The sequence below is a fragment of the Promicromonospora sp. NFX87 genome, from assembly GCF_048564965.1.
GTDB lineage: Bacteria > Actinomycetota > Actinomycetes > Actinomycetales > Cellulomonadaceae > Promicromonospora.
Genome location: NZ_CP183413.1, coordinates 4,440,028 through 4,461,889 on the forward strand (window position 1 = coordinate 4,440,028; position 21,862 = coordinate 4,461,889).

General features: G+C 72.2%; 22 protein-coding genes. 12 read left to right on the plus strand and 10 right to left on the minus strand.

Annotated elements, in window-relative coordinates:
* Window positions 1-224 precede the first annotated feature (224 nt).
* Genes ACNYC2_RS19910 through ACNYC2_RS19920 form a run of 3 tightly spaced genes read left to right on the plus strand, consistent with a single transcriptional unit; the run spans window position 225 to window position 3,180 of the window.
* Window positions 225-1,556 carry a hypothetical protein gene (locus ACNYC2_RS19910; RefSeq protein WP_419703456.1) on the plus strand — a complete coding sequence of 444 codons (1,332 nt, stop codon included), beginning with the start codon at window positions 225-227 and terminating at the stop codon, window positions 1,554-1,556.
* Window positions 1,550-2,830: a molybdopterin-dependent oxidoreductase gene (locus ACNYC2_RS19915; protein WP_419703457.1), complete on the plus strand. Its 1,281-nt coding sequence runs from the start codon at window positions 1,550-1,552 to the stop codon at window positions 2,828-2,830. Before ACNYC2_RS19910 ends, ACNYC2_RS19915 begins: the two co-directional genes overlap by 7 nt.
* Window positions 2,827-3,180, plus strand: a complete 354-nt coding sequence (locus ACNYC2_RS19920) for a hypothetical protein (protein ID WP_419703458.1) — start codon at window positions 2,827-2,829, stop codon at window positions 3,178-3,180. Before ACNYC2_RS19915 ends, ACNYC2_RS19920 begins: the two co-directional genes overlap by 4 nt.
* Before the next feature lie 55 nt (window positions 3,181-3,235).
* Here the strand turns inward: ACNYC2_RS19920 and ACNYC2_RS19925 are convergent, their stop codons facing one another.
* Genes ACNYC2_RS19925 through ACNYC2_RS19935 form a run of 3 tightly spaced genes read right to left on the minus strand, consistent with a single transcriptional unit; the run spans window position 3,236 to window position 5,258 of the window.
* The gene (locus tag ACNYC2_RS19925; RefSeq protein WP_419703459.1) at window positions 3,236-3,901 is read right to left on the minus strand and encodes a class I SAM-dependent methyltransferase; all 666 of its coding nucleotides are present in this window, start codon (window positions 3,899-3,901) and stop codon (window positions 3,236-3,238) included.
* Window positions 3,898-4,608, minus strand: coding sequence for a TIGR04282 family arsenosugar biosynthesis glycosyltransferase (locus ACNYC2_RS19930; protein ID WP_419703460.1), 711 nt, complete (start codon window positions 4,606-4,608; stop codon window positions 3,898-3,900). The genes ACNYC2_RS19925 and ACNYC2_RS19930 overlap by 4 nt, the downstream gene beginning before the upstream one ends.
* A complete protein-coding gene (locus ACNYC2_RS19935; RefSeq protein ID WP_419703461.1) occupies window positions 4,605-5,258 on the minus strand; it encodes a glycosyltransferase family 2 protein in 654 nt (217 codons plus the stop codon). The genes ACNYC2_RS19930 and ACNYC2_RS19935 overlap by 4 nt, the downstream gene beginning before the upstream one ends.
* 146 nt (window positions 5,259-5,404) lie before the next feature.
* Between ACNYC2_RS19935 and ACNYC2_RS19940 the strand changes: the two genes are divergently transcribed.
* Window positions 5,405-6,142, plus strand: a complete 738-nt coding sequence (locus ACNYC2_RS19940) for a response regulator transcription factor (RefSeq protein WP_419703462.1) — start codon at window positions 5,405-5,407, stop codon at window positions 6,140-6,142.
* Complete coding sequence (locus tag ACNYC2_RS19945; RefSeq protein ID WP_419703463.1) at window positions 6,139-7,272, plus strand: sensor histidine kinase; 1,134 nt, start codon at window positions 6,139-6,141, stop codon at window positions 7,270-7,272. Before ACNYC2_RS19940 ends, ACNYC2_RS19945 begins: the two co-directional genes overlap by 4 nt.
* 65 nt (window positions 7,273-7,337) lie before the next feature.
* Here the strand turns inward: ACNYC2_RS19945 and ACNYC2_RS19950 are convergent, their stop codons facing one another.
* Window positions 7,338-8,348 carry an NAD-dependent epimerase/dehydratase family protein gene (locus ACNYC2_RS19950; RefSeq protein WP_419703464.1) on the minus strand — a complete coding sequence of 337 codons (1,011 nt, stop codon included), beginning with the start codon at window positions 8,346-8,348 and terminating at the stop codon, window positions 7,338-7,340.
* 132 nt (window positions 8,349-8,480) lie between these two features.
* On the opposite strand from ACNYC2_RS19950, the gene ACNYC2_RS19955 reads away from it, so the two are divergent.
* On the plus strand, window positions 8,481-9,281 hold the full coding sequence (locus tag ACNYC2_RS19955; protein ID WP_419703465.1) for an S-methyl-5'-thioadenosine phosphorylase: 801 nt from the start codon (window positions 8,481-8,483) through the stop codon (window positions 9,279-9,281).
* Entirely contained in the window at window positions 9,278-11,134 is a 1,857-nt protein-coding gene (locus ACNYC2_RS19960; protein WP_419703466.1) for a glycoside hydrolase family 15 protein, read from the plus strand. Before ACNYC2_RS19955 ends, ACNYC2_RS19960 begins: the two co-directional genes overlap by 4 nt.
* A gap of 28 nt (window positions 11,135-11,162) precedes the next feature.
* Here ACNYC2_RS19960 and ACNYC2_RS19965 read toward each other — a convergent pair whose 3' ends face one another.
* The 4 genes from ACNYC2_RS19965 to ACNYC2_RS19980 are packed head-to-tail and all read right to left on the minus strand — an operon-like array spanning window position 11,163 to window position 13,941.
* Window positions 11,163-11,711, minus strand: coding sequence for an acyl-CoA thioesterase (locus ACNYC2_RS19965; protein WP_419703467.1), 549 nt, complete (start codon window positions 11,709-11,711; stop codon window positions 11,163-11,165).
* Between the two features lie 51 nt (window positions 11,712-11,762).
* Window positions 11,763-12,884, minus strand: coding sequence for a nucleotide disphospho-sugar-binding domain-containing protein (locus ACNYC2_RS19970; protein ID WP_419703468.1), 1,122 nt, complete (start codon window positions 12,882-12,884; stop codon window positions 11,763-11,765).
* Window positions 12,885-12,928: 44 nt separating this feature from the next.
* Window positions 12,929-13,459 (minus strand): hypothetical protein, encoded by a 531-nt coding sequence (locus ACNYC2_RS19975; protein WP_419703469.1) that lies wholly within the window; start codon window positions 13,457-13,459, stop codon window positions 12,929-12,931.
* A complete protein-coding gene (locus tag ACNYC2_RS19980) occupies window positions 13,456-13,941 on the minus strand; it encodes a DM13 domain-containing protein (protein WP_419703470.1) in 486 nt (161 codons plus the stop codon). Before ACNYC2_RS19980 ends, ACNYC2_RS19975 begins: the two co-directional genes overlap by 4 nt.
* A gap of 181 nt (window positions 13,942-14,122) precedes the next feature.
* Between ACNYC2_RS19980 and ACNYC2_RS19985 the strand changes: the two genes are divergently transcribed.
* Window positions 14,123-14,821, plus strand: coding sequence for a response regulator transcription factor (locus ACNYC2_RS19985; RefSeq protein WP_419703471.1), 699 nt, complete (start codon window positions 14,123-14,125; stop codon window positions 14,819-14,821).
* Entirely contained in the window at window positions 14,818-15,951 is a 1,134-nt protein-coding gene (locus tag ACNYC2_RS19990) for a sensor histidine kinase (RefSeq protein WP_419703472.1), read from the plus strand. Before ACNYC2_RS19985 ends, ACNYC2_RS19990 begins: the two co-directional genes overlap by 4 nt.
* Window positions 15,952-16,021: 70 nt before the next feature.
* Here the strand turns inward: ACNYC2_RS19990 and ACNYC2_RS19995 are convergent, their stop codons facing one another.
* Both ACNYC2_RS19995 and ACNYC2_RS20000 read right to left on the minus strand, forming a co-directional pair.
* Complete coding sequence (locus ACNYC2_RS19995; RefSeq protein ID WP_419703473.1) at window positions 16,022-16,864, minus strand: cupin domain-containing protein; 843 nt, start codon at window positions 16,862-16,864, stop codon at window positions 16,022-16,024.
* A 94-nt stretch (window positions 16,865-16,958) separates the two neighbouring features.
* Window positions 16,959-17,597, minus strand: a complete 639-nt coding sequence (locus ACNYC2_RS20000) for a TetR/AcrR family transcriptional regulator (RefSeq protein ID WP_419703474.1) — start codon at window positions 17,595-17,597, stop codon at window positions 16,959-16,961.
* Window positions 17,598-17,761: 164 nt separating this feature from the next.
* Between ACNYC2_RS20000 and ACNYC2_RS20005 the strand changes: the two genes are divergently transcribed.
* Genes ACNYC2_RS20005 through ACNYC2_RS20015 form a run of 3 tightly spaced genes read left to right on the plus strand, consistent with a single transcriptional unit; the run spans window position 17,762 to window position 21,738 of the window.
* The gene (locus tag ACNYC2_RS20005; RefSeq protein WP_419703475.1) at window positions 17,762-19,489 is read left to right on the plus strand and encodes an NAD(P)/FAD-dependent oxidoreductase; all 1,728 of its coding nucleotides are present in this window, start codon (window positions 17,762-17,764) and stop codon (window positions 19,487-19,489) included.
* Window positions 19,486-20,934 carry a hypothetical protein gene (locus ACNYC2_RS20010; protein WP_419703476.1) on the plus strand — a complete coding sequence of 483 codons (1,449 nt, stop codon included), beginning with the start codon at window positions 19,486-19,488 and terminating at the stop codon, window positions 20,932-20,934. Before ACNYC2_RS20005 ends, ACNYC2_RS20010 begins: the two co-directional genes overlap by 4 nt.
* Before the next feature lie 42 nt (window positions 20,935-20,976).
* Window positions 20,977-21,738 carry a DUF427 domain-containing protein gene (locus ACNYC2_RS20015; protein WP_419703477.1) on the plus strand — a complete coding sequence of 254 codons (762 nt, stop codon included), beginning with the start codon at window positions 20,977-20,979 and terminating at the stop codon, window positions 21,736-21,738.
* The last annotated feature ends 124 nt before the right edge of the window (window positions 21,739-21,862 follow it).

Here is a 21,862-nt window from a genome sequence, read left to right on the forward strand (position 1 = left end):
TGGCGATGCCCAGCAGCCAGATCCACCGTCAGACGTTCGTCAGGTCGGCCGGCACCCCGTCGGGGCCGGTCGCCCGCGACGATGGACTCGTGGCCGAAACAACGGGACAGAGGCCCGTACCGACCGGATGGGCCGGGCGACGCCCCGCCCTCGACCCGTCGCCAGGTGCAGGCGAGACCTGGTGGCAGAGACACGGACCCGGGGCGGCAGTGTCCGTCTGGGCGGTGTCGATCCCCTTGCTCTGGCTCGGCGGCGTCGTGCTGCGGTACGGGGGCGACGTGCCGCTGCTCACCGGGGCCGAGCCCTTCGTGGGCCACTGGGTGGTGCGCACGGGGCCGGGTCTCCTCGCGGCGCTCGCGCTCCTGGTCGCCGTCGTCCGGTTCGGCCCGGGCCTTGCGGCCCGGCTGCCCTGGCGGGTGCTGCTGCTGATCTCCTGGGTCGCCACCACGGCATGGGCAGTGGCGCTGGCGGCGCTCACGTCGTGGAACGACCTCGCGGCGCCGGTCAGCGGGGAACACGAGTACCTCCCGGCCGTACCGATCGCCGCAGCGGACCCCGGTGCGTTTCTCGCGGGCTTCGCCGAGGACCTGCCCGACTATCCCATCCATGTCAGGGGTCATCCCCCGGGCCTCGTGCTGCTGCTGGTTCTGCTGGACCGGGCGGGGCTGGGCGGAGCGGGTTGGGCAGCTGCCCTCTTCATCCTGGCCGGTGCGTCGGCCGTGCCCGCGGTGCTGATCACGCTACGGACGCTCGGCATGGTGCGCGCGGCCGGACCGTCGCAGGGCGCCACCGCCGAGCGCACCGCCCGCGTCGTCGTCCCCGCGCTCGTCCTGGCCCCCGCTGCCCTGTGGGTGGCGACCTCCGCCGACGCGTTCTTCGCCGGGGTGCTCGCCTGGGGCGTGGCGCTGCTGGCGCTCGCCTCCGACCCCGGACGTCGCGCGACCGCGCGCTGGACGTACGCGGTGGCCGCCGGTCTTCTCCTCGGCGCCTGCCCGATCCTGTCGTACGGCCTGCTCCATATGGGCCTGATCGCTCTCGCACCGCTGATCCTGTCCCGCCGGGCCGCAGCCACGGCCGTGGCGGGTGTCGTAGCGGTCGGCGTGGTCGTCGCGGTCGGCCTGGCCGGCTTCTGGGTGTGGGACGGCGTGGCCGCCACTCACGAGGTCTGGGCCCCGGTCGGCAACATGCGGCCCTACCTCTACTTCCTCCTCGTGGACCTCGCCGCCCTCGGCGCGATCGTCGGCCCCGCGGCGGTGGGCGGCCTCGCCGGGCTACGCCGGACCGACCCCGTCGTCCGGGTGGTGGTAGGCCTCGCGCTGGCCGCCGCCCTGTCCGGCGCGCTGCTCGGCTTCGAACGCGGCGAGGTGGAGCGCATCTGGCTCCCCGTCGCCTACTGGGTGGTCCCGGCGGTGGTCGCGCTCCGAACCTCGCGCCACCACGCGGCAGATTTCCCGGCCGAAGACGACGCCGGGCGGAGTGCCCTACCCGCGTCCTGGCTCTGGGCCCAGGGAGGCCTGGCCATCCTGCTCAACACGATCCTGGAGTCACCATGGTGAGACCTCAGCTGTCCGCGATCCGCCCGGCGTGGCTGCGAATACCCGAACCGAGCGACTTTCGTTCGCCGGTGCACGACGAGCGTGTGGTGGCCCGTCTGGGCATGTTCCTCGGTGCGGCGATCCTGATCCTCTTCGTCACCGGCCTCATCTCGCACCTGCACCAGCACCCCGTGCCATGGCTGCCCTTCGGGCCCGAACCGGCCTGGGCCTACCGGGTCAACCAGGGCCTGCACGTGGCGGTCGGCTTCGCCAGCCTGCCGCTCGTCCTGGCCAAGCTGTACACGGTCTACCCGCAGTTCTTCGTCCGGCCGCCGGTCACCGGCTGGAAGCACGCGCTGGAGCGCGGCTCGGTGGGCATCCTGGTCGCTTCGATGGTCTTCCAGGTCGTGACGGGGATCCTCAACGTCTTCAAGCTGTACGTCTTCGGGTTCAGCTTCACGTCGGTCCACTACGCCACGGCCTGGCTCGCGTTCGGCGCCGCCCTGGTGCACGTGGGGATCAAGCTCCCGGTGGTGATCCGCTCCCTCGCGGCCGGCGCGCGCGACCTCGACTCCGGCGCTCCCGGCCCGGAGGGGCCGGGCGGCAACCTGCTGACCGGCGGTGAGACGGACGGGGACGCGACGGACGGCACGAGCAGGGACGGCACGAGCGGGGACGGCACGACCCGGCGCGGCTTCCTCGGGTCGGTGGCCGTGGCCGCTCTCTTCCTCACGGCGCTGACGGTGGGACAGACCGTGACCCCGCTGCGCGCCATCGCCCTGCTCGCACCCCGCGACCCGCTCGACGGCCCGCAGGGCCTGGCCGTCAACAAGACGGCGAAGGGCGCGCGGGTCGAGGAGCTGGCGACCGACCCGGACTGGGCGCTGGAGCTGGTCGGGCCTGGCGGCACCACGCACCTGAGCCGGGCCGACCTGCTGGCGATGGACCAGCACGAGGCGGTGCTGCCGATCGCCTGCGTCGAGGGCTGGAGCGCCTCGGCACGCTGGACCGGCGTCCGGATCCGGGACCTCGCGATCCTGTCCGGCGGGCGACGTGACGACCCCGTCCATGTGGTGAGCCTGCAAGAGGCCGGGACCTTCTACTCGACCTCCGACCTGCCCGGCTCCTACGTCGCCCATGACGACACCCTCCTGGCCCTCACCCTGGCCGGCGAGGATCTCGACCTGGACCACGGCTTCCCCGCGCGCATCATCGCGCCGAACCGGCCGGGAGTGCTGCAGACCAAGTGGGTCTCCCGCCTCGTCGTCGGCAGCGTCGCCGGGAGCGCGGCATGAGCGCCGCGACGTGGTCCCGCCGGGTGCTCGTCGTCGCCGGCCTGGCCGGCATGGGCTGGTGGGCGTGGTTGGCCCTCACCTCGATCCCGCCCCAGTGGTGGCTGCCGTGGGGCGTCTGGCTGGCCGGATCCGTGGCGCTGCACGACGCCGTCCTCGCGCCGCTGGTGATCGTGCTCGGCTGGCTCGTGCTCGTCCGCCTGCCTGCGCTCGCACGCAGACGGCCCCAGGGGCAGGTCGTCGCGAGCGGCCTGAGCAACGTCTGGACGGGTGTCGTCCTGCGCGGCGCCGTCATGGTGCTCGGCACGCTCCTGCTGGTGTGGCTCGTGGCTCTCTGGAGCGCGAGCCGCTGAATCGCTGAAGAACAGGGCACGTCCGGACGGCCACCACGGCCGACCGGACGTGCCCTCAGCTCTGCGCGGCGGTCTGTGGCGTCCGCAGCGAGATCATGACGCGGCCGGCCAGCTCCCACTCCTGCGAGACGACCAGCCCGAGCTCGGCACCGATCGTCCGCAGCGTCCGGCTCCCCGCACGCGCCCACGGCATCGGGCGCGAGCTCCGGCCGTCCGCGGCACGCAGGACCAACGGCCCCGACACGTCCGTGTCGGGGTCGGGATCGGCCTCGACGAGCAGCAGCCCACCCGGCCTGGCCAGGTCACGGCACCGCTGCAACAGCTTGCGCACGTTCCCGCCGATGCCGATGTTGCCGTCCGCCAGCAGCACGGTGCCCCAGCGCCCCTCCCCCGGCAGCGGCCCCTCCACGGCGCGCCGCAGCGCCACCGCACCACGAGCCCGCGCTCGGAGCACCGCCGCGCGCGAGACGTCGATCCCGAGGGCGGGCACGCCGCGTGCCGCGAGCGCCGCGGCGAACCGGCCCGGACCGCACCCCACGTCCAGCACCGGCCCCTCGCACAGCGCGACGATCGCCTCGTCGACGGCGTCCTGTTCCGCGGTCCAGGCCGCGACGTCCACCGGCACGGGGTCGGACAGGTGCATCGCGGTCACCACGGAACCCCCGAGTGCCGCCTCGAACAGGACCAGCGGACTCACCGGACCGGACGCAGCCGCAGTCACGCCTGACCTCCGACGGCGTCTCCGGCGAGGTCCGCGGCCGCTCCGGTGCCGACCGCAGCCGTCACCCGGTGCGCTACCTCCGACCAGGCCCGGGCGAACCGCGTGCCGGGTGCCGCGCGGGCCACGGCAGCCGCGTCGGACACGGTGTCCACGTCGCGCAGCGGTGGCAGGAGCCGGACCCGGAGCCCCGCTCCGCGCAGCCGCTCGAGCTGCGCCTGACCGGTCACCGCCTCGGACATCGGCACACCGTGGAACAACGCGGGGTCCGGCCGTCGCAGCCCCACGGCCCAGTACCCGCCGTCGTCCGCGAGCCCCAGCACCGCGTCGTACCCCTCGAAGTCCACCGCCGGCAGGAGCGGGCCGAGCTGCGGGGTGTCCATCCCGACCAGCAGTGCGGGGCCCGGATGCCCGTCCGGGCCGAGCACGTGATCGAAGGCCGCGGCGATCCGGCGGTCCAGGCCGCCGGTGGCCTGCGGGATCACCGCAAAGCCCGCGGGCACCCAGGGTCCGGTCCGACCGTCCAGCGCGAGCACCTGGCGCACCCCGGGCAGGTCGTCGACCGCCTCCAGGGTGTCCGCAAGCGCCGCCTGGGCCAGCGCGGCCGCCTCGGCCGCGGTGAGCTCACCGATCAGGCGGGTCTTGACCTTCCCGGGCAGGGGCTCCTTCGCCAGCACCACGACGGTCCGGGGCGGGGTCCTGCCGGTCATGACGCCAGGACCTTCGACATGTCCTGGACCGCCTGCCACGCGCCGAGCGGCGTACCGGTCACCTTCGACCGGCCGCGCCGCCTGCGATAGGGGACGTCGACCTCGGCGACGAGCCAGCCTGCCTCGGCCGCCGCGACCAGCGTCTCCAGGGGGTAGCCGCTGCGTCGGTCCTGCAGATCGAGGGCCAGGAGCGGCTCCCGCAGCGCGGCGCGCATCGGCCCGATGTCCCGGACGCTCACCCCGGTCCTGCGACGCACCCGGCGAGCCAGCTCCGCGTTCGCCAGGCGGAGGTGCCACGGCCATGCGCCCGGCTCCGGGCGCCGGCGCCCCAGCACGAGGTCGGCCTGCCCGTTGACCACGGGATCGGTGACCCGGGGCAGGTCCTTGGGGTCGAGGCTGGCGTCGGCGTCGCAGAACGCGACGACGCGGGCGGTCGCCGCCTCGAGCCCGGCCGCGCAGGCGGCGCCGTACCCGCGCTGCTCGGCCCGGACGACGAGGGCGCCGTGGTCACGCGCGATCTCGACGGACCCGTCGGAGGACCCGTTGTCCACGACGACGGCTCGCATCTGGTCCGGGAGCCGGGGAAGCAGCCAGGCGAGGCCCTCCGCCTCGTCGAGACAGGGCAGTACCACGTCCACAGTTGGCAACATGGTCTCGACGCTATGCGCGGACCTGGCGCCGAGGTACGCCGACCGACCTGACAGGTACCTGACGCTCTGGTCCCCCGGCGCTGCGACGGCGCCGCCTCGCCGGCTGGGCGGGCGCCGCGGCGGCCGGCCGTGGCTATGGTTTCTCCATGACCAAGGTTCTCGTGGTGGACGACGACGCGCTGGTCGCCTCGAGCGTGGCCGCCCACCTGACAGCGGCCGGCCACGATCTGCGGTCCGCCGGCGACGCGGTCGAGAGCGAGCGCATCTGGCGCACGTGGCAGCCGGACGCCGTGGTGCTCGACGTGCTGCTGCCGGGCGGGTCCGGCCTGGAGCTGCTGACCCGTCGTCGGCGCGACGGCGACGCCACGCCGGTGCTCATGCTGTCGGGCCTGTCGGGCGTGGACGACCGGGTGGTCGGTCTGGAGCACGGCGCGGACGACTACGTGACCAAGCCGTTCGACGCTCGCGAGCTGGTGCTCCGGGTGGAGGCGCTGCTGCGCCGCGGGCCGTTCGACGTGAACCACGCTCCGGTCCGGGTCGAGGTGGGCGGTCTGGTGCTCGACGAGGTGGCGCGTACCGCCGCGTACCGGGGCCGGGTCGAGGAGCTCACGCCCCGCGAGTTCGCACTGCTGAGCTTTCTCGCCCAGCGTCCCGGGCACCCGTTCGGCCGCCGGGAGCTCCTGCGCCGGGTCTGGGGCTGGACGTTCGGCGACGACTCCACGGTCATGGTCCACATCCGGCGGCTGCGCAAGAAGCTCGAGGTGGATCCCGCTGATCCGCAGCTGATCGTCAACGTCCGCGGGTCCGGGTACGTGCTGGTGCCGGACGCCACCGCGGAGGCCGTCGGTACGACGCTCGCGCCGAAGTCCCAGGATGCGTCGTGACCGACGTCCAGTTCATGGTGCTCGTCACCATCGCGTGCTCGCTGGTGGTGGGCGTCGTGGGCTTCGTCGCGCTCCGGCTGGCCCGACGGGTGTCGATCATGCTCGCTCTGCTGGTCGCCGCGCTGACCCCGGTGGCAGCGGTGGTGGCGGCGCTGGCCGTCAACGTGTCGGCGATGTTCATCTCCCCGCACGACGCCTTCGTGGTCCGGCTCGTCCTGGGCACGGCGTCCGTGCTCGAGGTGCTGCTCGCGCTGGCGCTCGGTCGGCTGGTCGCGCGGGAGGTCCGGCTCGTCGTCGACGGCGCGCGTCGGCTGGGACAGGTCCCGGTAGCGGACGAGAGGGCCGACGGCGGGGCGACGGCTCCCGTCCCTCGCACCCCCGCCCCGGCGACCGCGGAGCTGGCCGCGGTGATGGCCGAGCTGGAGACGACGCGAGACCGGCTCGCGGCGTCCCGCGCGGCCGAGCGGGCGGCCCAGGAGGCCCGCCGCGAGGTCATCGGGTTCGTGAGCCACGACCTGGTCTCCCCGCTGTCCGGTATCCGTGCGGCCACCGATGGTCTGCGCAGCGGTGTCTTCCCGGAACCGACGACGGCGCTGGACGGCATAGCGGCGGCGGTGGACCGGATGTCCCGGATGATCGGGGACCTGGGCGAGCTGTCCCGGTCGGACGAGCCGCCGCGCCGCGCCGAGCTCGGTCCCGTGGACATGGCAGCAGTGCTGCGTGGCGTCCTCGCCCACGCCCGCCCCGCGGCCGCGGAGCACGGCGTCGACCTCGCCGAGCACATCGAGGGTGACGTGCGGGTGCAGGGCGACCGGGACGACCTGGGCCGGGTCCTGGACAACCTGGTGTCGAACGCGGTCCGGTCCAGCGGCCCCGGCGGACGGGTGCTCGTCGGGGTGAAGAGCCTGGAGGGCTTCGCCCGTCTCACCGTGCGCGACACGTGCGGCGGCATCCCCGCGGACCAGGTGCCGCACATGTTCCGCGCGGGCTACCAGGGCGACAAGGCCGGCAGCTCGGGGCTGGGCCTCGCCTTCGTCGACCGGGTGGTCGAGGAGCACGGCGGGCGGGTGGCCGTACACAGCACGACGGCGGGCTGCGACGTCGAGGTCAGCCTGCCCGTCGCCGACTGACGCCCGGGACATGTCAGACGCACAGGTCACCCGGGTGACCTGTGCGTCTGACACGTCGAGCTGCCTCAGGTCAGGGTGGCCAGGCCCTCGGCCAGGCCCACCTCGGCGCGCCAGTTGAGAGCCGCGGCCGCCGCCTCGCTCGACGCGGTGACATGACGTACATCGCCGAGCCGGTAGCCGCCGGTCACCACGGGGTCCCGTCCCCCGAGGAGCTTGGAGGTGACCTGAGCCATCTCGCCGACGGTGGTCACGATGCCGGACCCGACGTTCAAGGGGGTCACGCTTCCCGTCGTCTGCGGTACGGCGACGGCAGCGGCTACTGCCTGCGCGACGTCGGTCACGTGGACGAAGTCACGGCGCTGCTGCCCGTCCTCCAGAACCGTCGGCGCCTCCCCTCGCTCCACCGCGGAGCGGAAGATAGCGGCGACCCCCGCGTAGGGGGTGTCTCGCGGCATTCCCGGCCCGTAGACGTTGTGGAAGCGCAGCGCGGTAGCGCTGCCGCCGGTCTGCCGGGCCCACGCGGCGAGCAGCGCCTCGCCGTGCGCCTTCGTCGCGGCATAGACGTTGCGCGGGTCGAGCCGCGCGTCCTCCGCGACCAGGCCTGGTCGCAGGGCAGCGGCACAGACCGGGCACCGCGGCTCGAACCAGCCCGCGTCCAGGTCCTCCGCCCGGCGCGGCGGCGGCGCGACCTGGCCGTGCTCCGGGCAGTCGTACCTGCCCTCGCCGTACACCACCATCGAGCTGGCATACACGATGTGCGGGACCTCGGCGGCGCGCAGCAGGACGGCGGTCCCGAGGTCGTTGGAGGACACGTAGTCGTCGATGTCGGCCAGCGAGACGCCGAGACCGACCTTCGCGGCCAGATGGACCACGGCGTCGCACCCGGACAGCGCCCGCTTCACCGCGACGGCGTCACGCACGTCTCCCACGATCGTGCGCTCGTCGGCGACGGCGCCCGGGCCGTGCACGTCCTCGCGCAACGAGTCGAGCACCACCACGTCGTCACCACGCCGGGTCAGCGCCGCGACCACCTCCCGGCCGATGAAACCGGCCCCACCTGTCACCAGCACGCGCATCCTGGCCACCTTTCGCTAGGTCTCGAGTCAAACCGTTCCTACCCGTCCGACGCGAGCGCCCGTACCTGACGATCCGCTGACGTCCGGACCACAGCGCTGCCCGGGAACGCCGTCCGCCATAGCCTGGGGAGCATGAACGCACCCATCGGAGTCATCGGCGGATCCGGCATGTACCGACTGCTCACGGACCCGGAGCCGGTAGCCGTCGACACTCCTTACGGTCCGCCGTCCGAGGCCCCTGCCCGCGGTCTGCTCGGTGGGCGCGAGGTCGTGTTCCTCCCGCGGCACGGGGCCGACCACCGCTTCGCGCCCCACCGGGTCCCCTACCGCGCGAACCTCTGGGCGCTGCGCGCGCTGGGGGTCCGGCAGCTCGTGACCTCGTGCGCGGTGGGCGGGCTCGTGCCGGAGCTGAGCGCGGGAACCGTCGTCGTACCGGACCAGGTGATCGACCGTACGTGGGGGCGCGAGCACACGTACTACGACGCCGAGGGACCGGTGGTGCACCTCCCGTTCGCCGACCCGTACTGCCCGCGCGGCCGGAGGGCAGCGGTGGCAGCGGCTCAGGCCGGCCCCCTGCCCGCGGTCGACGGCGGCACGATGGTGGTGATCCAGGGCCCGCGCTTCTCGTCGCGTGCGGAGTCGCGGCGCAATGCCCAGGACGGCGGGACCCTGGTGAACATGACGGCGATGCCCGAGACCGCACTGGCCCGCGAGCTGGCCCTGTGCTGCACCACGCTCGCGCTCGTCACCGACGCGGACGCGGGCGTCGAGGGCGGTGAGCACGTCACGCAGGAAGCGGTGTTCGAGCTGTTCGCCCGCAACGTGTCGAAGCTCTCCGGAGTCCTGGAGGCCACGGTGGCCGCCCTGCCGGACGACGAGTGCGACTGCCAGCACGTCCTCGACGGGCAGAAGCTGCCGTTCGACCTGCCGTGAGCCGGCAGCCGATCGCGGACTACGGCCTGCTGTCCGACCGGCACTCCGCCGCCCTGGTCGGCAGGGACGGCTCGGTCGACTGGCTCGGCTTCCCGCGCTTCGACAGCCCTTCGGTCTTCGGCCGTCTGCTCGACGACGCGGCCGGCACCTGGACGATCCGGCCGGCCGACGGCGACGCCGCCGAGGCCAGCCGCGGCTATGTGTCCGACACCTTGGTCCTGCGGACCGTCCTCACCACCACGACCGGATCGGTCGAGCTGACCGACGCGCTGGCCGTCACCGACCCCCGGACGGACTCCGTCGACGTCACCGCGGAGGACCCGCACCGGCTCGGCGAGCACGCACCGCACACGCTGATCCGCCGGCTACGAGGGCTCAGCGGCGAGGCCGAGGTCGAGGTGGTGGTGCGCCCCCGCCCGGAGTACGGGCTGATCGTCCCGCTGCTGGTCCAGGGCGAGGGTGCGGTCGGCTGTGCCGGCGGAGCGAGCCGCCTGCTGCTGTCCTCCACCGCCGAGTGGGACCTCGACCGTGGCGAGGCCCGGACGACCGTCCGCGTCGCCGCCGGCCAGACCGTCGGGTTCGCCCTGCAGCACGCGTACCTCTCCGACCCGCCGCTGCGGCCGTGGACGCCCGAGCAGATCGAGGCGTCCCTGCGGGCCACCGTCGGGGCCTGGCAGAGCTGGTCCGCCGTGCACCAGACCTACGACGGGCCGTGGCGCGACCAGGTCCTGCAGTCCGGCCGGGTGCTGCAGGGGCTGAGTTACCAGCCGTCCGGAGCGATCGTGGCCGCGCCGACCACCTCGCTCCCCGAGGAGGTCGGCGGCGAGCGCAACTGGGACTACCGCTACGCCTGGGTCCGCGACGCGAGCTTCACGATGGACGCCCTGTGGGTGGCGGCCTGCCCGCACGAGGCGGACGAGTTCTTCGGGTTCATGGCCGCGGCCGCCGCGCACAGCAGCGGCGGATCACTGCAGATCATGTACGGCATCGGCGGCGAGCACGACCTCACCGAGCGGACCCTCCCGCACCTGTCCGGCTGGCGGGACAGCCGACCGGTCCGAGTCGGCAACGCCGCCTGGACCCAGCCGCAGCTCGACGTGTACGGCGAGCTGCTGGGCTCCGCGTACCGGCTGCGCGACCAGCTCGGCACCCCGTCGGAGGCGACGCGCGGTTTCCTGATCGGCCTGGCCGACACCGCTGCCGTCCTGTGGGAGCAGCCCGACAACGGCATCTGGGAGGTCCGGGGCGAGCCCCGCCAGTTCCTCTTCTCCAAGCTGATGTGCTGGGTCGCGCTGGACCGGGCGGCCGCGCTGGCCACGCAGCTGCGCGCGGACGACCGGGCCGAGCACTGGCGCGCGGTCGCCGAGACGATCAGGGCAGCGATCCTGGAGCAGGGCTGGAGCTCCGAGGCAGGCGCGTTCACCCAGTCGTTCGGCTCCCACGATCTCGATGCGTCGTCCCTGATGATCCCGATCGTCGGGCTCCTGCCGGGAGACGATCCTCGGGTGCTGGCCACCATCGACGCCGTCGCCGACCGGCTCACCGACGACCAGGGGCTGGTCTACCGCTATCGGACCTCGACCGGGGTGGACGGGCTGGCCGGGGAGGAGGGCAGCTTCCTGCTCTGCACCTTCTGGCTGGCCCAGGCGCAGGCCCAGGCCGGACGGCTGGAGCAGGCCAGGGCCACCTTCGATCGGGCGAGCCGGTACGCCAACGACCTCGGGCTGCTCGCCGAGGAGGTCGCCGACGGCGAGCTGATCGGCAACTTCCCCCAGGCGTTCAGCCACATCGGCCTGATCAACGCCGCGTGGGCGATCCGCGAGGCGGCACAGGCCGGTGCTGCTCACCAGTGAGCGGCAGGCTCACCGGTGAGCAGCGGGCTCACCGGTGAGCAGCGGGCCAGGACCGGGCCCACGCCACGACGTCTGCCGGCAGCTCGGGGCTCTCCGGTATGGCGTCGACATACCCCTGCTGCTCCGCCAGCAACGGCACGATGTCGTGCGGGCTGACGGGTTCCCGGCTGCTCCGGTGCACGAGCCTGTAGCAGATCACACCGCGGGTACACAGCTCCCCGTCCCGGGTGATGACGTGCTCCATGTAGAAGACACGGTCGTCCCAGCCGGGCACGCGTGAGGTGTCCTCGAACCAGTCCCAGAGCCGCAAGGGCCGGCGGTAGCGCATCGTGGAGGCAACCACGTACCCGAACCATGAGCGCTTGGCGGCCAGCCGCAGTGCGCCGTTCCTGCCCAGGTGGCGGTGGCTGGCTACGTCCATGAGCTGCAGGTACGTGCCGTTGTTGACCACCATCATGTAGTCCAGGTCCTGCGGCAGCACCCGCAGTCTCGTCACGACGGGGTCGAGGACCGTCAGCCCCGGCTCTGGCCTGCTCGGCCTCAGGGCGGTCACAGCGCCCTGCAACATTCGGCTCATCCAGGTCTCCTCATCTCGCCGACGTGGTGCACGGGTTCGTGATCTCGTTCGTCAGCGGCCGGCGAGCACGGCGAACGCCTGCACGGGTGACGGCAGGTCCGCGATCTCCTTCGCGAGCTCGGCGGAACGCGTTCGCAGGTCGGCGTCCTTCAGGGCCTGCGTGATCGCATCCGTGACCTCCGCCGGGTGGCCCACGACCACCGCGACCCCGGCGGCTTCGGCGCGAGCGGCGTTGACGGGCTGGTCGGCGCCCTGCGGGCACAGCACCATGGGGATGCCACGGCTCATGGCCCCCAGGACCGTCCCAGATCCTCCAGCCGCGACCACCAGGTCCACGTCGCCCAGCAGCTGGTCGAGCGGCACGAACGACACCCAGCGCACCTCGCCGACGCCAGGCGCCTCCGGCGGCTGCTGCTCGCCCGGCCCGAGCGTGACGACCACGTTGACGTCCGCCGCGGCGACCGCCTGTGCGAGCTCTGCGAGCGTCGATCCGTCGGAGAAGACCGTCCCCAGGGTCAGCAGCACCGTCGGCCTGCTCTTGTCGGAGAACCGATACGGCTTCAGGTCCGCGCTCGTGATCCGTCGGTGCGCCCTGGGCCGGATGTTGACGATCGGCGCCGGGCTGACCCAGCCGGGCGTCTGGAACGTCGGGGGGCACGGGTCGACATAGCTGGACGGTGGCTCAGGCTCCACGCCCGCTCGCTGGTAGTGCGGGGCGACGGACCGGTCGAACAGCCGACGTATCTCGGCATCGATTCCGGGGCCGAGCCCCGCCTGGTGCCACGGCACGTTCAGGTGCGCCGCGGCGAACGGCCCGACGGTGTCGAACGCTTCGGCGACGACGAAGTCGGGATCCCATCGCCGGGCGGCGTCCAGCGCGTCCTCCTTGTCGAGGTCCAGACGGGTGCCGCCGAAGGTCTCGGCGATCATCTCGGGCGTCGGATGGTATGGGTCTCCGCCGCCCCGCTTCGCGGCCTCCACGATGAAGACCTCCGGCGCGACGCCTGCGGCGAGGAGCTCCACCCCTGGTGGCAGCTCCTGCTCGGCCAGCGGACGGACGATCTCGCTCGTCAGCAGGCCGACGGCGTCCCCGTCGGCGAGGGCGGCCTCCATCAGGGGGGCCAGGGGAAGGATGTGGCCGTACGCGGGCACGGCACTGAACAGGACTCGCATGTTTCTCTCACTCTCGATCTCGATGTGGTTCGCGCGGCCGGGGTCTACAGCCAGCGCCGGACCGGCTCTCTCAGCCAGAAGGAGGTCGGACGACGTTCACGGACGGCGTTCTCGACCACGGCGGTCACCGAGAACCGCGATGCGGTCAGGGCCCACGTGGCGACCACGACGGCCAGGGCGGTCATGATCGGGTACGACGCGGTGAGCTGGTCGGCCAGCCAGTACGTCATCAGGGTCAGCGCGCTCATGAGCGTGGCGGGCAGGGTCAGCACCCCGAGCACCAGAGCGACGCCGAGGCCGACCTCGAGCAGTGGCATCACCACGCCGAAGAGCTCAGGGGCACCGCCGAGCACGCTCCCGGCGAACGCCTGGAAGAAGGCTGGGACCCTGCTGTTGGCCGAGGCGCTGTCGACGACGAGCTGGATGTCCGCCGCGCCGAACCCGGCGCGGTACTTGATCAGCCCTTCGTTGATCCACAGGGCCCCGAGGACGACCCTCGCCACCCCGGTCAGCACAGGCCCCGTGAGGGCGGTGGCGAGGGCCGTCCGGTTCGTGGGTAGGTGAGCCGAGCTCATGCGAGGGGAGCGGCGCCGAAGACGGCCTTGGCCTTGTCGCAGTTGATCACGACGGTGTCGTAGCCCGCGACGTCCACCCCGTCGAGCGTGAAGGTCTGGGAGGCCTCGTCGAAGGCGACCACGTCGATCAGCACGCCCGCTGCCACATCGGCCGCCTCGGACCCGTTCGTGAGGTACACGTGCAGATCGGGGCCCTCGTCGGAGGAGAACTCGGACAGGACGATCTCGGTGGCGCTGACCTCGACGGAACCCTCCACGGACTTGTCGTTGAGGCCTTCGAAGGCGCCGGAGCGAGCCTCTGCCGTCATCTCGTCGTCGGTCGTCTCGTCGTCCGTCGGCGACTCCTCGGTCTGCGACGCGGCGGTCTCCTCCGCCGTCGAGCCACCCGGCGTCTCCTCGCTGCCGCAGGCCGCGAGAGCGAGGGAGAGGGCCAGGATCGTGGTGCCTGCGAAAACTGACCTGCGGAACACTGTCTTGCGCATCGGATTGTTTCCTTCTGTCGCGTCCGTCGTGGATGTCGAAGTGGAGGTCGGCGGCACGCGAGAGGCATCCGACGTGCCGCCGACGTCCCAGAACTTAGACACGGCAAAGGCCAGGCACGGGAAGTCTTTCAACAACGTAAGAACTCCCGGCCCAGGAGGCCGTCGTGCTTACGCTGACGGCATGAAGCCCGACGTCGACATCATGGTCGTGGAGGACGACGCCACCGTCCTGGCCGTCGTGACCGACTACCTGCGCGGCCGGGGCTACCGGGTCACCGGGCTCGGCGACGGCCGGGCGGCCCGCGAGCTGCTGCGCACCGCCCGGCCCGACGTGCTGATCCTGGACCGGATGCTGCCCGGCGTCAGCGGCGACGACCTGTGCCGCCAGGTACGCGCCACGGCCCCGCACACGTCGATCATCATGCTCACCGCGCTGGGCACGGTCGAGGAACGGATCGACGGCCTGGAGCACGGCGCCGACGACTACGTCGCCAAGCCGTTCGTCCTGCGCGAGCTCCGGCTGCGGATCGATGCGGTGCTGCGCCGCGGCCTCAGCGCGCGCGCCACGCACACGCCCTTCACGCTCGGCCCGTTCCGGGTCGATCCCGCCAGCCGGCGCATCTGGCTGAACAACATCGAGATGACACTCACCACGCGCGAGTACGAGCTCTTCGTCTTCCTGCTGCGCAACCCGGACCGCACCCTGACCCGCGACGACATCCTGCGCGAGGTCTGGGGCTGGACCTTCGGCCAGACCTCCACCGTCACCGTCCACGTGCGCCGGCTGCGGGAGAAGATCGAGCCGGAACCCCGGTTCCCCCGCTACCTGCTCACCGAATGGGGCCAGGGCTACCGGTTCACCGTCGAGGACGCCGCATGATGCTCACGCCAGGGGACCTGCTCCTCATCTTCTCCACCGCGCTCGGCTGCACCGCGGCGATCACCGTCGCGGCGCTCCTGGTCCTGCGGCTGCGCCCGCCACGGTCCATCGCGTTCCAGTTCACGGTGGTGGTCGCCGCCGCCATCGCGTCCATCGTCTGCTCCACCGTCGCGATCGCCGCCCTGATGTACCTCTCCCCGCACGACCTGCTGGTGCTCCTCTGGGTGGTCGGCACGTCCGCGGTACTGAGCCTCGCCGCCACCCTCCTTACCGCGCGGACGACGAGCCTGGCGTTCGCCGGCCTGCGAAGGACTGTCGAGCGCGTCGGCCACGGCGACGTCGTGGACGCCCAGACGCACGGTGGCAAGGAGTTCCTGGATCTCTCCGCACAGCTCGCGGACACCTCGGCACGCCTCGCGACCGCACGTACCGAGATCGAGCGACTGGACGCCTCCCGCAGGCAGTTCTTCGCCTGGATCTCGCACGACCTGCGCACCCCGCTCACGGGCATCAGCGCCCTCGCCGAGGCGCTCGACGACGGCGTCGTGGACGACCCCGCCGACTACGTCCGCCGCATCCGCATGCAGGTGGTAACGATGAACCGCCTGGTCGACGACCTGTTCGAGCTCTCCCAGATCCACAGCGGAGACCTCCGGCTCAGGCTGGAGGACATCGAGCTCCTGGACATCGTGTCCGACGCCGTCGCCGACGTCCACGAGCTCGCGACCGCGAAGGACCTCCGCATCGTCCACGCCGGCATCGAGGGCCGCATGCTTCGGGCGGACCCCCACAAGCTCACCCGGGTAGTGGTGAACCTGCTCACCAACGGCATCCGCCACGCCCCCGAGAGCACAGAGATCCTCATCTCCGCCGACCAGCACGACGACCGGCTCGTGCTGTCGGTGCTGGACCAGGGAGGCGGCGTCGACGCCGAGGACCTCGCGCGAATGTTCGAGGTCGGCTGGCGGGCCAGCACGGCCCGCACCCCCGAGCCGCAACCCGCCGGATCGCCCGGTGCCGGACTCGGGCTCGCGATCGTGCGCGGCATCGTCCAGGCCCACGGCGGCGACGTCCACGCCGAGCACGCCCCGCAGGGGTTCCGGCTCAACGTCGCGCTCCCCGTCACCTGAGGGGGCTGGACTTCTTCAGGATCGTCTTCAGCTCGTCGGTGAGAGGTCGCGCCTGTCGACTCGTCGGTGATCAGGCGGCGACAAGGGGCGCCGAGCTCGCGTCGTCCGCCTGTAACGGCGCCACGAGGATGGTCTGGCCGGTCGCCTCGGCGGCCCGCACCATCGCGTCGAACGAGATCCGCCAGCCGGCGGGCCGGGGCTGGGACACGTCGCGGCAGACCTTACGGAGGAACGCCTCCAACCCGCCCGGCGTGGTGACGGTGAGCTTCTCCGCGTCGGTGGTGATGCGATGTGCCGTGGTGACACCGCGCGGGACGAACACCATCCCGCCGGCCGACAGCTCGTAGCGGTGCTCGCCGACCCAGTAGATGCCGCTGCCGCTCAGCATCACGACGATCTCGTCCTCCTTGCCGTGCACGTAGACCGGGGAGGCTGAGCCGGCAGGTGCTGTGGAGCGGAAGAGCGAGAGTCGGCCACCTGTGCGCTCTTCGCTGAGCAGGATCCGGACCAGGCCGCCGTCAAGCCATTCGAGCGTCTCGTGCTGATCGGCTCCCGCGGCGTACGGCGCGAGGCCCGGCGAGCCTGGCGTGCTCAGTGCCAGCAGGTCCGCATCGGACGTGATGCGGTAACCGTGCGGAACTCCGCAGGGCAGGAACGCGACGCCGCCCTCGCCCAGCTCGAAGCGCTGGTCGCCGGCCCAGAAGATGCCGCTGCCGCGCATCATGACGAAGATCTCGTCCTCGCCCGCGTGCGGGTGCACGGATGAGGCTGTTCCGGCCGGCGCGGCCAGGCGAGACATCGCGAGCTGTCCGCCCGTCCGCGTGCTGTCCAGCAGAACGTGCCTCGGTCCGCCGGCGAGAAGCCGGTCAAGCGACTCGTGGTCAGCCGTAGCCGCCGCACAGGGGGTTGCCATTCACCGGTTCCTCTCGGTCTCGGAGGTCTGCGGCACGACGACGAGAGGCAAGAGGATCCGCATATTGGGTAGCGTACTACTTCAATGAATTAGGTCACGCACCACTGTCGCCCGGCTCGCCGGTCAGGCCGCACAACGCGAACAGCAGCTCGCGCCGTAGCCAGTCCTGGCACGCCTGCCAGCTCCAGCCGAGACCACGCAGCCGCAACCAGGACTCCGGGCTCACGTAGTAGACCAGGACGTCGACCGCTCGAGCCGTGGTCAAGCCAGGGCGCAACGCGCCCACGGTGGCCAGCCGGGCCGAGACCATACGGAACCGCTCGCGCAGCAACCGCTCCGTCCCGGCGGAGATCTCGCCGATCTCGGTGTCCGCCGTGGCGTTGTCGACCACCACGGCCATCAGCCGCCAGTGGCGCCGGACGACGTCCCCGGTGCCGCGTACGACCAGGCTGACGATCTCGCGAGCGTCCGACGCCTCGGCGACAACCGAGAGCGCGGCACCGATGCTGTCGTCCTCCGCCGCGCGTTCGGTGAGCGCCCGGATCAGGGCGAGCTTGTTCCCGAAGGATGCGTAGACGGTGCCCTGCGCCACCCCGGCCTCCTGTGCGATCCGCCCGATCGTCACCCGCGGGTAGCCGTGCTCGGCGAAGAGGGCTTCCGCGGCGTCCAGGATGGCGGCCCGAGTCGATGCGGCGGCCCGCTCTCGCACAGCAGAACGATAGGTACGTGGCACGCACCCACTGTAGGTGCGTGCCCCGCCGGCGCAGCGTCCGGTGCGGGTAGCCGCAGACGGCACGGGCGAGCAGGAGATTCTTTCGAACCTGTAATAAACGCTCTGGTCATCCCCGCTGCGACCTAACGTCGGGCGCACCACACCCGACCGAACAGGAGCCACCGGTGTTCAAGAACGCGACCCGGGAGCGGGCGGCGCTCGGTATCGTCTCCGGCCTCGCCGCCGGCGTGGTTGTCGGTGCCGTGCTGGCGCTCCAGGCCATGTTCGCCGAAGGCCTGGCCGAGTGGTTCGGCTACGGGGTCCGCAGCGCGGCCCTCGGTGCGGCACTCGGCCTGGCCGTCGGGACCGCTCGCTCCCGCCTGCCGGTGGTCGCGGTCGTCTGCGGCGGGGTGCTCCTGGGGTGCGTCGGATGGCTGGTCTGGTCGCTCACGCTCGTCCCGATCGCGGCCGGGGAGTCGCCGACCTGGTCGTCAGCGTCCGCGGCGGCGAGCTACCCGCAGCTCGTCGGAGACCTGCTGCACGGCGGCCTGACCGGCGCCTTCCTGTCAGGCTCGCTCTCGCTCCGGTCACGACGGACCGGAGCGGGGGGTGACGCCCCGTCGAGGCCGCTGGCTCGGATCGTGATCGTGGGCGGCGGGTTCGGCGGTGTCAGCGCGGCGCGGACGTTCGAGCGGCTCGCCCTGCGCGGTGCACCGGTGGACGTCACGCTGGTGAGCGACTCCAACTATCTGCTGTTCACCCCGATGCTCGCCGAGGTCGCCTCCGGGGCGCTGGAGTCGAGGCACATCAGCGCGCCGGTCCGGGCGTCGGTGCCGCACACCCGGTTCCGGCACGGGCGGGTGGAGCACGTGGACCCGGTCGCCCGCACCGTCCGCGTGGCAGGTCATGCGGAGACGATCCCCTATGACCACCTCGTGCTGGCCGTCGGCTCCGTGCCGCACACGTTCGGCCTGCCGGGGGTCGACCGGCACGCGTGGACGCTCAAGAACCTCTCCGACGCGACCCGCCTGCGGGACCACGTGATCGGCCTGCTGGAACGTGCCGAGCAGGAGAGCGATCCGGACGAGCGGCGGCAGATCCTCACGTTCGTCGTCGCGGGCGCTGGATTCGCCGGCACCGAGACCATCGCCGAGCTGTACGACCTGGTCTACGGAGTGCTCCGGTTCTACCCGGCGATCGGGGAGCTGGAGCCGCGGTTCGTGATCGTGCACCCGGGCGAACGAATCCTCCCGGAGCTGAGATCCGAGCTCGGCGCGTACGCGAAGGAACGGTTGGAGGCCAGAGGGATCGAGTTTCGCTCCGGGATGCGGGTGGCGCAGGCCGACGCCGACAGCGTGCTGCTGGCCGACGGCGAGCGGATCCCGACCACGACGTTCGTGTGGACGGCAGGCAACCGGCCCGAGCCGCTCGCCGCCGGGCTGGCCGGCAGCGGCGGAGGACCGTTGCACACCGACCCGCAGCTCCGGGTGGCCGGCGTCGACGGGCTGTGGGCGATCGGTGACTGCGCACGGATCCCCGACCCGGGCCGCGACGGCGACTACTGCCCACCGACGGCTCAGCACGCCATCCGGGAGGGAAGCGTCGTGGCAGCGAACATCGTCGCGACCGTCGCAGGCCGGGAACCCGGAGCCTTCCGGTTCCGCACCCTCGGAGTGCTGGTGGCACTCGGCCACCGGACGGCGGCGGGCGAGGTGCGCGGTCTGCGCTTCTCCGGGCTGGCCGCCTGGCTGCTGTGGCGGGGTGTCTACCTGGCCAAGCTTCCCGGCATCGAGAAGCGGGTCCGCGTGCTGCTCGACTGGCTGCTCGACCTGGCCTTCCCCCGCGACATCGTCGTCACGACGACCGCGCGTACCCCGGTACCCGACGAGACCCCAGCGGAGAGCGAACGATGAGCGCCGACGTCCGGACAGCTACGGAACCGACGGCCACCGAAGCGGTCTCGCACCTGCGCGGTGCGGTGGTGGGAGGTGTCGCGGGCGCCGCGGGCGGCCTGGTGTTCGGTGCGTCGATGGCGGTGACCGGGATGCTGCCGACCATCGCGTCGATCGTGCGTACCGACTCCGAGGCTGCCGGGTTCGGGGTGCACATGGTGTTCGCCGTGCTCATCGGCGCAGCGTTCGGCCTGCTCGTCGTCCGGCTCCGGCTCCGCGTGCGGGAGATGCTGTTCTGGGGCCAGGCGTACGGAGCGCTCTGGTGGTTCCTCGGACCGCAGACGCTGCTGCCGTTGTTCCGGGGCCTGCCGGTGGACTGGGGCACTCCCGAGGCCGGCGCCCTGCTGCCGAGCCTGATCGGTCACCTCTTCTACGGCACGACGACGGCGCTGGTCCTCGTCCTGCATCAACACGACCTGCGTACGACGTGGCGGGTGCCGCCCGCCGGAGCCGTCCTGCGCGGAGCCGTCTCCGGCGTCGCAGCTGCCACGGTGCTGCTCTGGGTCCCCGCCTCCCCACGGGACACCCTGGCCTGGTTGCTGACCGGGATCGCCGTCGGCGCCTGCTACCCGCTCCTCTTCTCGGCCCGGCCGGAACCGACCGGGCCCGCGCTGGCCCGCGGCACCCTGTACGGGTTCGCGGCCTGGGTGGTGGTGGACCTGACCCTGAGGCCACTGGTGACCGACGGCGGCCTCGCCTGGTCACAGCCAGACGCCGCGGCCGCGGCAGGCCATCTGCCCGGGTACCTCCTGCTCGGGGTCGGCACGGCGGTCGGAACCACCTGGCTGGGCCTGTGGGTACGCGGGCTGTTCCTCGACGACGTCCGCAAGATCGACTCCAGGCCACCCGGCGCTCGTGGGCCGCGGGCGGTCGCGTTCGGCACGCTCTCGGGCCTCGTCGGCGGCCTGCTGTTCACGGCGGTGATGGTCCTCGTGGGCGCGCTGCCCTTGGTGGCGAACGTGGTGGGGGCCGACGGCGTGCCCGCCGGCCTGGTCGTCCACCTGGTCATCTCGGCGGTGATCGGGGTGTCCTACGCCCTGCTGTTCCGGCTGCAGAGCTTCGACGTCCTGTCCGGCATCGGGTGGGGCGTGTCGTACGGCTTCTTCTGGTGGGTGCTCGGCGACCTCACACTGCTGCCCGCGCTGACCGGCGCCCCGGTCGTCTGGGACGCCGCGACGCTGGCCGCGGAGTTCCCGTCCCTCGTCGGCCACCTTGCCTATGGCGCCGCGCTCGGCGGGGTCTACTACCGCCTCGAGGCCGGCATCGATCCGTGGTGGGTGACACGCAGCGATCTCGAAGCCTCTCGGGTGGCGGCCCGGCGCGAGCAGGTGCTCAGCGCTGCGCCCGCCATCTGGGCGCTCACGACAGTGATAGCGGTGACCCTGCCGATTCTTACGGCGACGTAAGAAACGCCACCCACGGGCGGACGCGCACGCATCCTGTCTTCCATGTCCAACCTCAGTCAGAACCCGTTCGTGATCACCCCGGGAACCGTCCAGCAGGGACAGACCAGGGCCCGTGTCTTCAGCGAGGGCCATCTCGTCGTCGATGCGGCCGCACCACTGCTGGTCTGGGAACACTCCTACTACCCCCGGTACTTCTTCCAGCCGGACGACCTGAAGGCCGAACTGCGCCCCGTGGGCAAGGGCCCTCGGTCCAAGGCGCTCGGTCCGAGTGAGCTGTTCGACGTCGTGGTGGGTGACCGCCTGCTGCCGCGGGCGGCCCAGCGCTACCCGGAGGCCCCCGCCGAGGAGATGCGCGGCGCGTACTCCCTCACCTGGTCGGCCTTCGACACCTGGCTCGCGGAGGACGAGGTGCTCCACACCCACCCGCGCAGCCCCTATGTACGGATCGACGCGTTGCCGTCCAGCCGGCACGTGCGCGTGGCGGTCGGCGGGGTGGTCGTCGCGGAGTCGCATCGCCCGGTCGTCCTGACCGAGACCGGGCTCGTGCCCCGGTACTACCTGCCGCGGGTCGACGTGCGGATGGACCTGCTCACTCCCACCGACGCCGTCAGCCACTGCCCGTACAAGGGATCGGCGTCGTACTGGACCGTCAACGTGGGTGATCTGGAGCTGACCGACGTGGTCTGGGGGTACGAGATGCCGCTGCCCGAGTCGATCCGGCTGGCAGGGCTGGTCTGCTTCTGGCCGGAGAAGAGCGCCGACCTGGAGCTCTACGTCGACGGGGAGCGAGTCGGGCAGCCCTAGGGCGGGAATCCAACCGCAAGCACGCGAACCACGAGGTCGGCCGCTCCGTACTGCCCAGCCACCGCGTAATTCTTACGTTGTTGAAAGACATCCCGTGCCGGGCCTCCGCCGTGTCTAGGTTCGT

What these genes read in the sequence shown, in the direction of transcription:
- ACNYC2_RS19970 (WP_419703468.1), bottom strand. Translation starts at nt 12,884, where the DNA reads ATGCGAGTCCTGTTCAGTGCCGTGCCCGCGTACGGCCACATCCTTCCC.
- ACNYC2_RS19915 (WP_419703457.1), top strand. Translation starts at nt 1,550, where the DNA reads ATGGTGAGACCTCAGCTGTCCGCGATCCGCCCGGCGTGGCTGCGAATA.
- ACNYC2_RS19995 (WP_419703473.1), bottom strand. Translation starts at nt 16,864, where the DNA reads ATGGCAACCCCCTGTGCGGCGGCTACGGCTGACCACGAGTCGCTTGAC.
- ACNYC2_RS19985 (WP_419703471.1), top strand. Translation starts at nt 14,123, where the DNA reads ATGAAGCCCGACGTCGACATCATGGTCGTGGAGGACGACGCCACCGTC.
- ACNYC2_RS19940 (WP_419703462.1), top strand. Translation starts at nt 5,405, where the DNA reads ATGACCAAGGTTCTCGTGGTGGACGACGACGCGCTGGTCGCCTCGAGC.
- ACNYC2_RS19935 (WP_419703461.1), bottom strand. Translation starts at nt 5,258, where the DNA reads ATGTTGCCAACTGTGGACGTGGTACTGCCCTGTCTCGACGAGGCGGAG.
- ACNYC2_RS19920 (WP_419703458.1), top strand. Translation starts at nt 2,827, where the DNA reads ATGAGCGCCGCGACGTGGTCCCGCCGGGTGCTCGTCGTCGCCGGCCTG.
- ACNYC2_RS19930 (WP_419703460.1), bottom strand. Translation starts at nt 4,608, where the DNA reads ATGACCGGCAGGACCCCGCCCCGGACCGTCGTGGTGCTGGCGAAGGAG.
- ACNYC2_RS19955 (WP_419703465.1), top strand. Translation starts at nt 8,481, where the DNA reads ATGAACGCACCCATCGGAGTCATCGGCGGATCCGGCATGTACCGACTG.
- ACNYC2_RS19990 (WP_419703472.1), top strand. Translation starts at nt 14,818, where the DNA reads ATGATGCTCACGCCAGGGGACCTGCTCCTCATCTTCTCCACCGCGCTC.
- ACNYC2_RS19965 (WP_419703467.1), bottom strand. Translation starts at nt 11,711, where the DNA reads ATGAGCCGAATGTTGCAGGGCGCTGTGACCGCCCTGAGGCCGAGCAGG.
- ACNYC2_RS19980 (WP_419703470.1), bottom strand. Translation starts at nt 13,941, where the DNA reads ATGCGCAAGACAGTGTTCCGCAGGTCAGTTTTCGCAGGCACCACGATC.
- ACNYC2_RS19975 (WP_419703469.1), bottom strand. Translation starts at nt 13,459, where the DNA reads ATGAGCTCGGCTCACCTACCCACGAACCGGACGGCCCTCGCCACCGCC.
- ACNYC2_RS20010 (WP_419703476.1), top strand. Translation starts at nt 19,486, where the DNA reads ATGAGCGCCGACGTCCGGACAGCTACGGAACCGACGGCCACCGAAGCG.
- ACNYC2_RS19950 (WP_419703464.1), bottom strand. Translation starts at nt 8,348, where the DNA reads ATGCGCGTGCTGGTGACAGGTGGGGCCGGTTTCATCGGCCGGGAGGTG.
- ACNYC2_RS20015 (WP_419703477.1), top strand. Translation starts at nt 20,977, where the DNA reads ATGTCCAACCTCAGTCAGAACCCGTTCGTGATCACCCCGGGAACCGTC.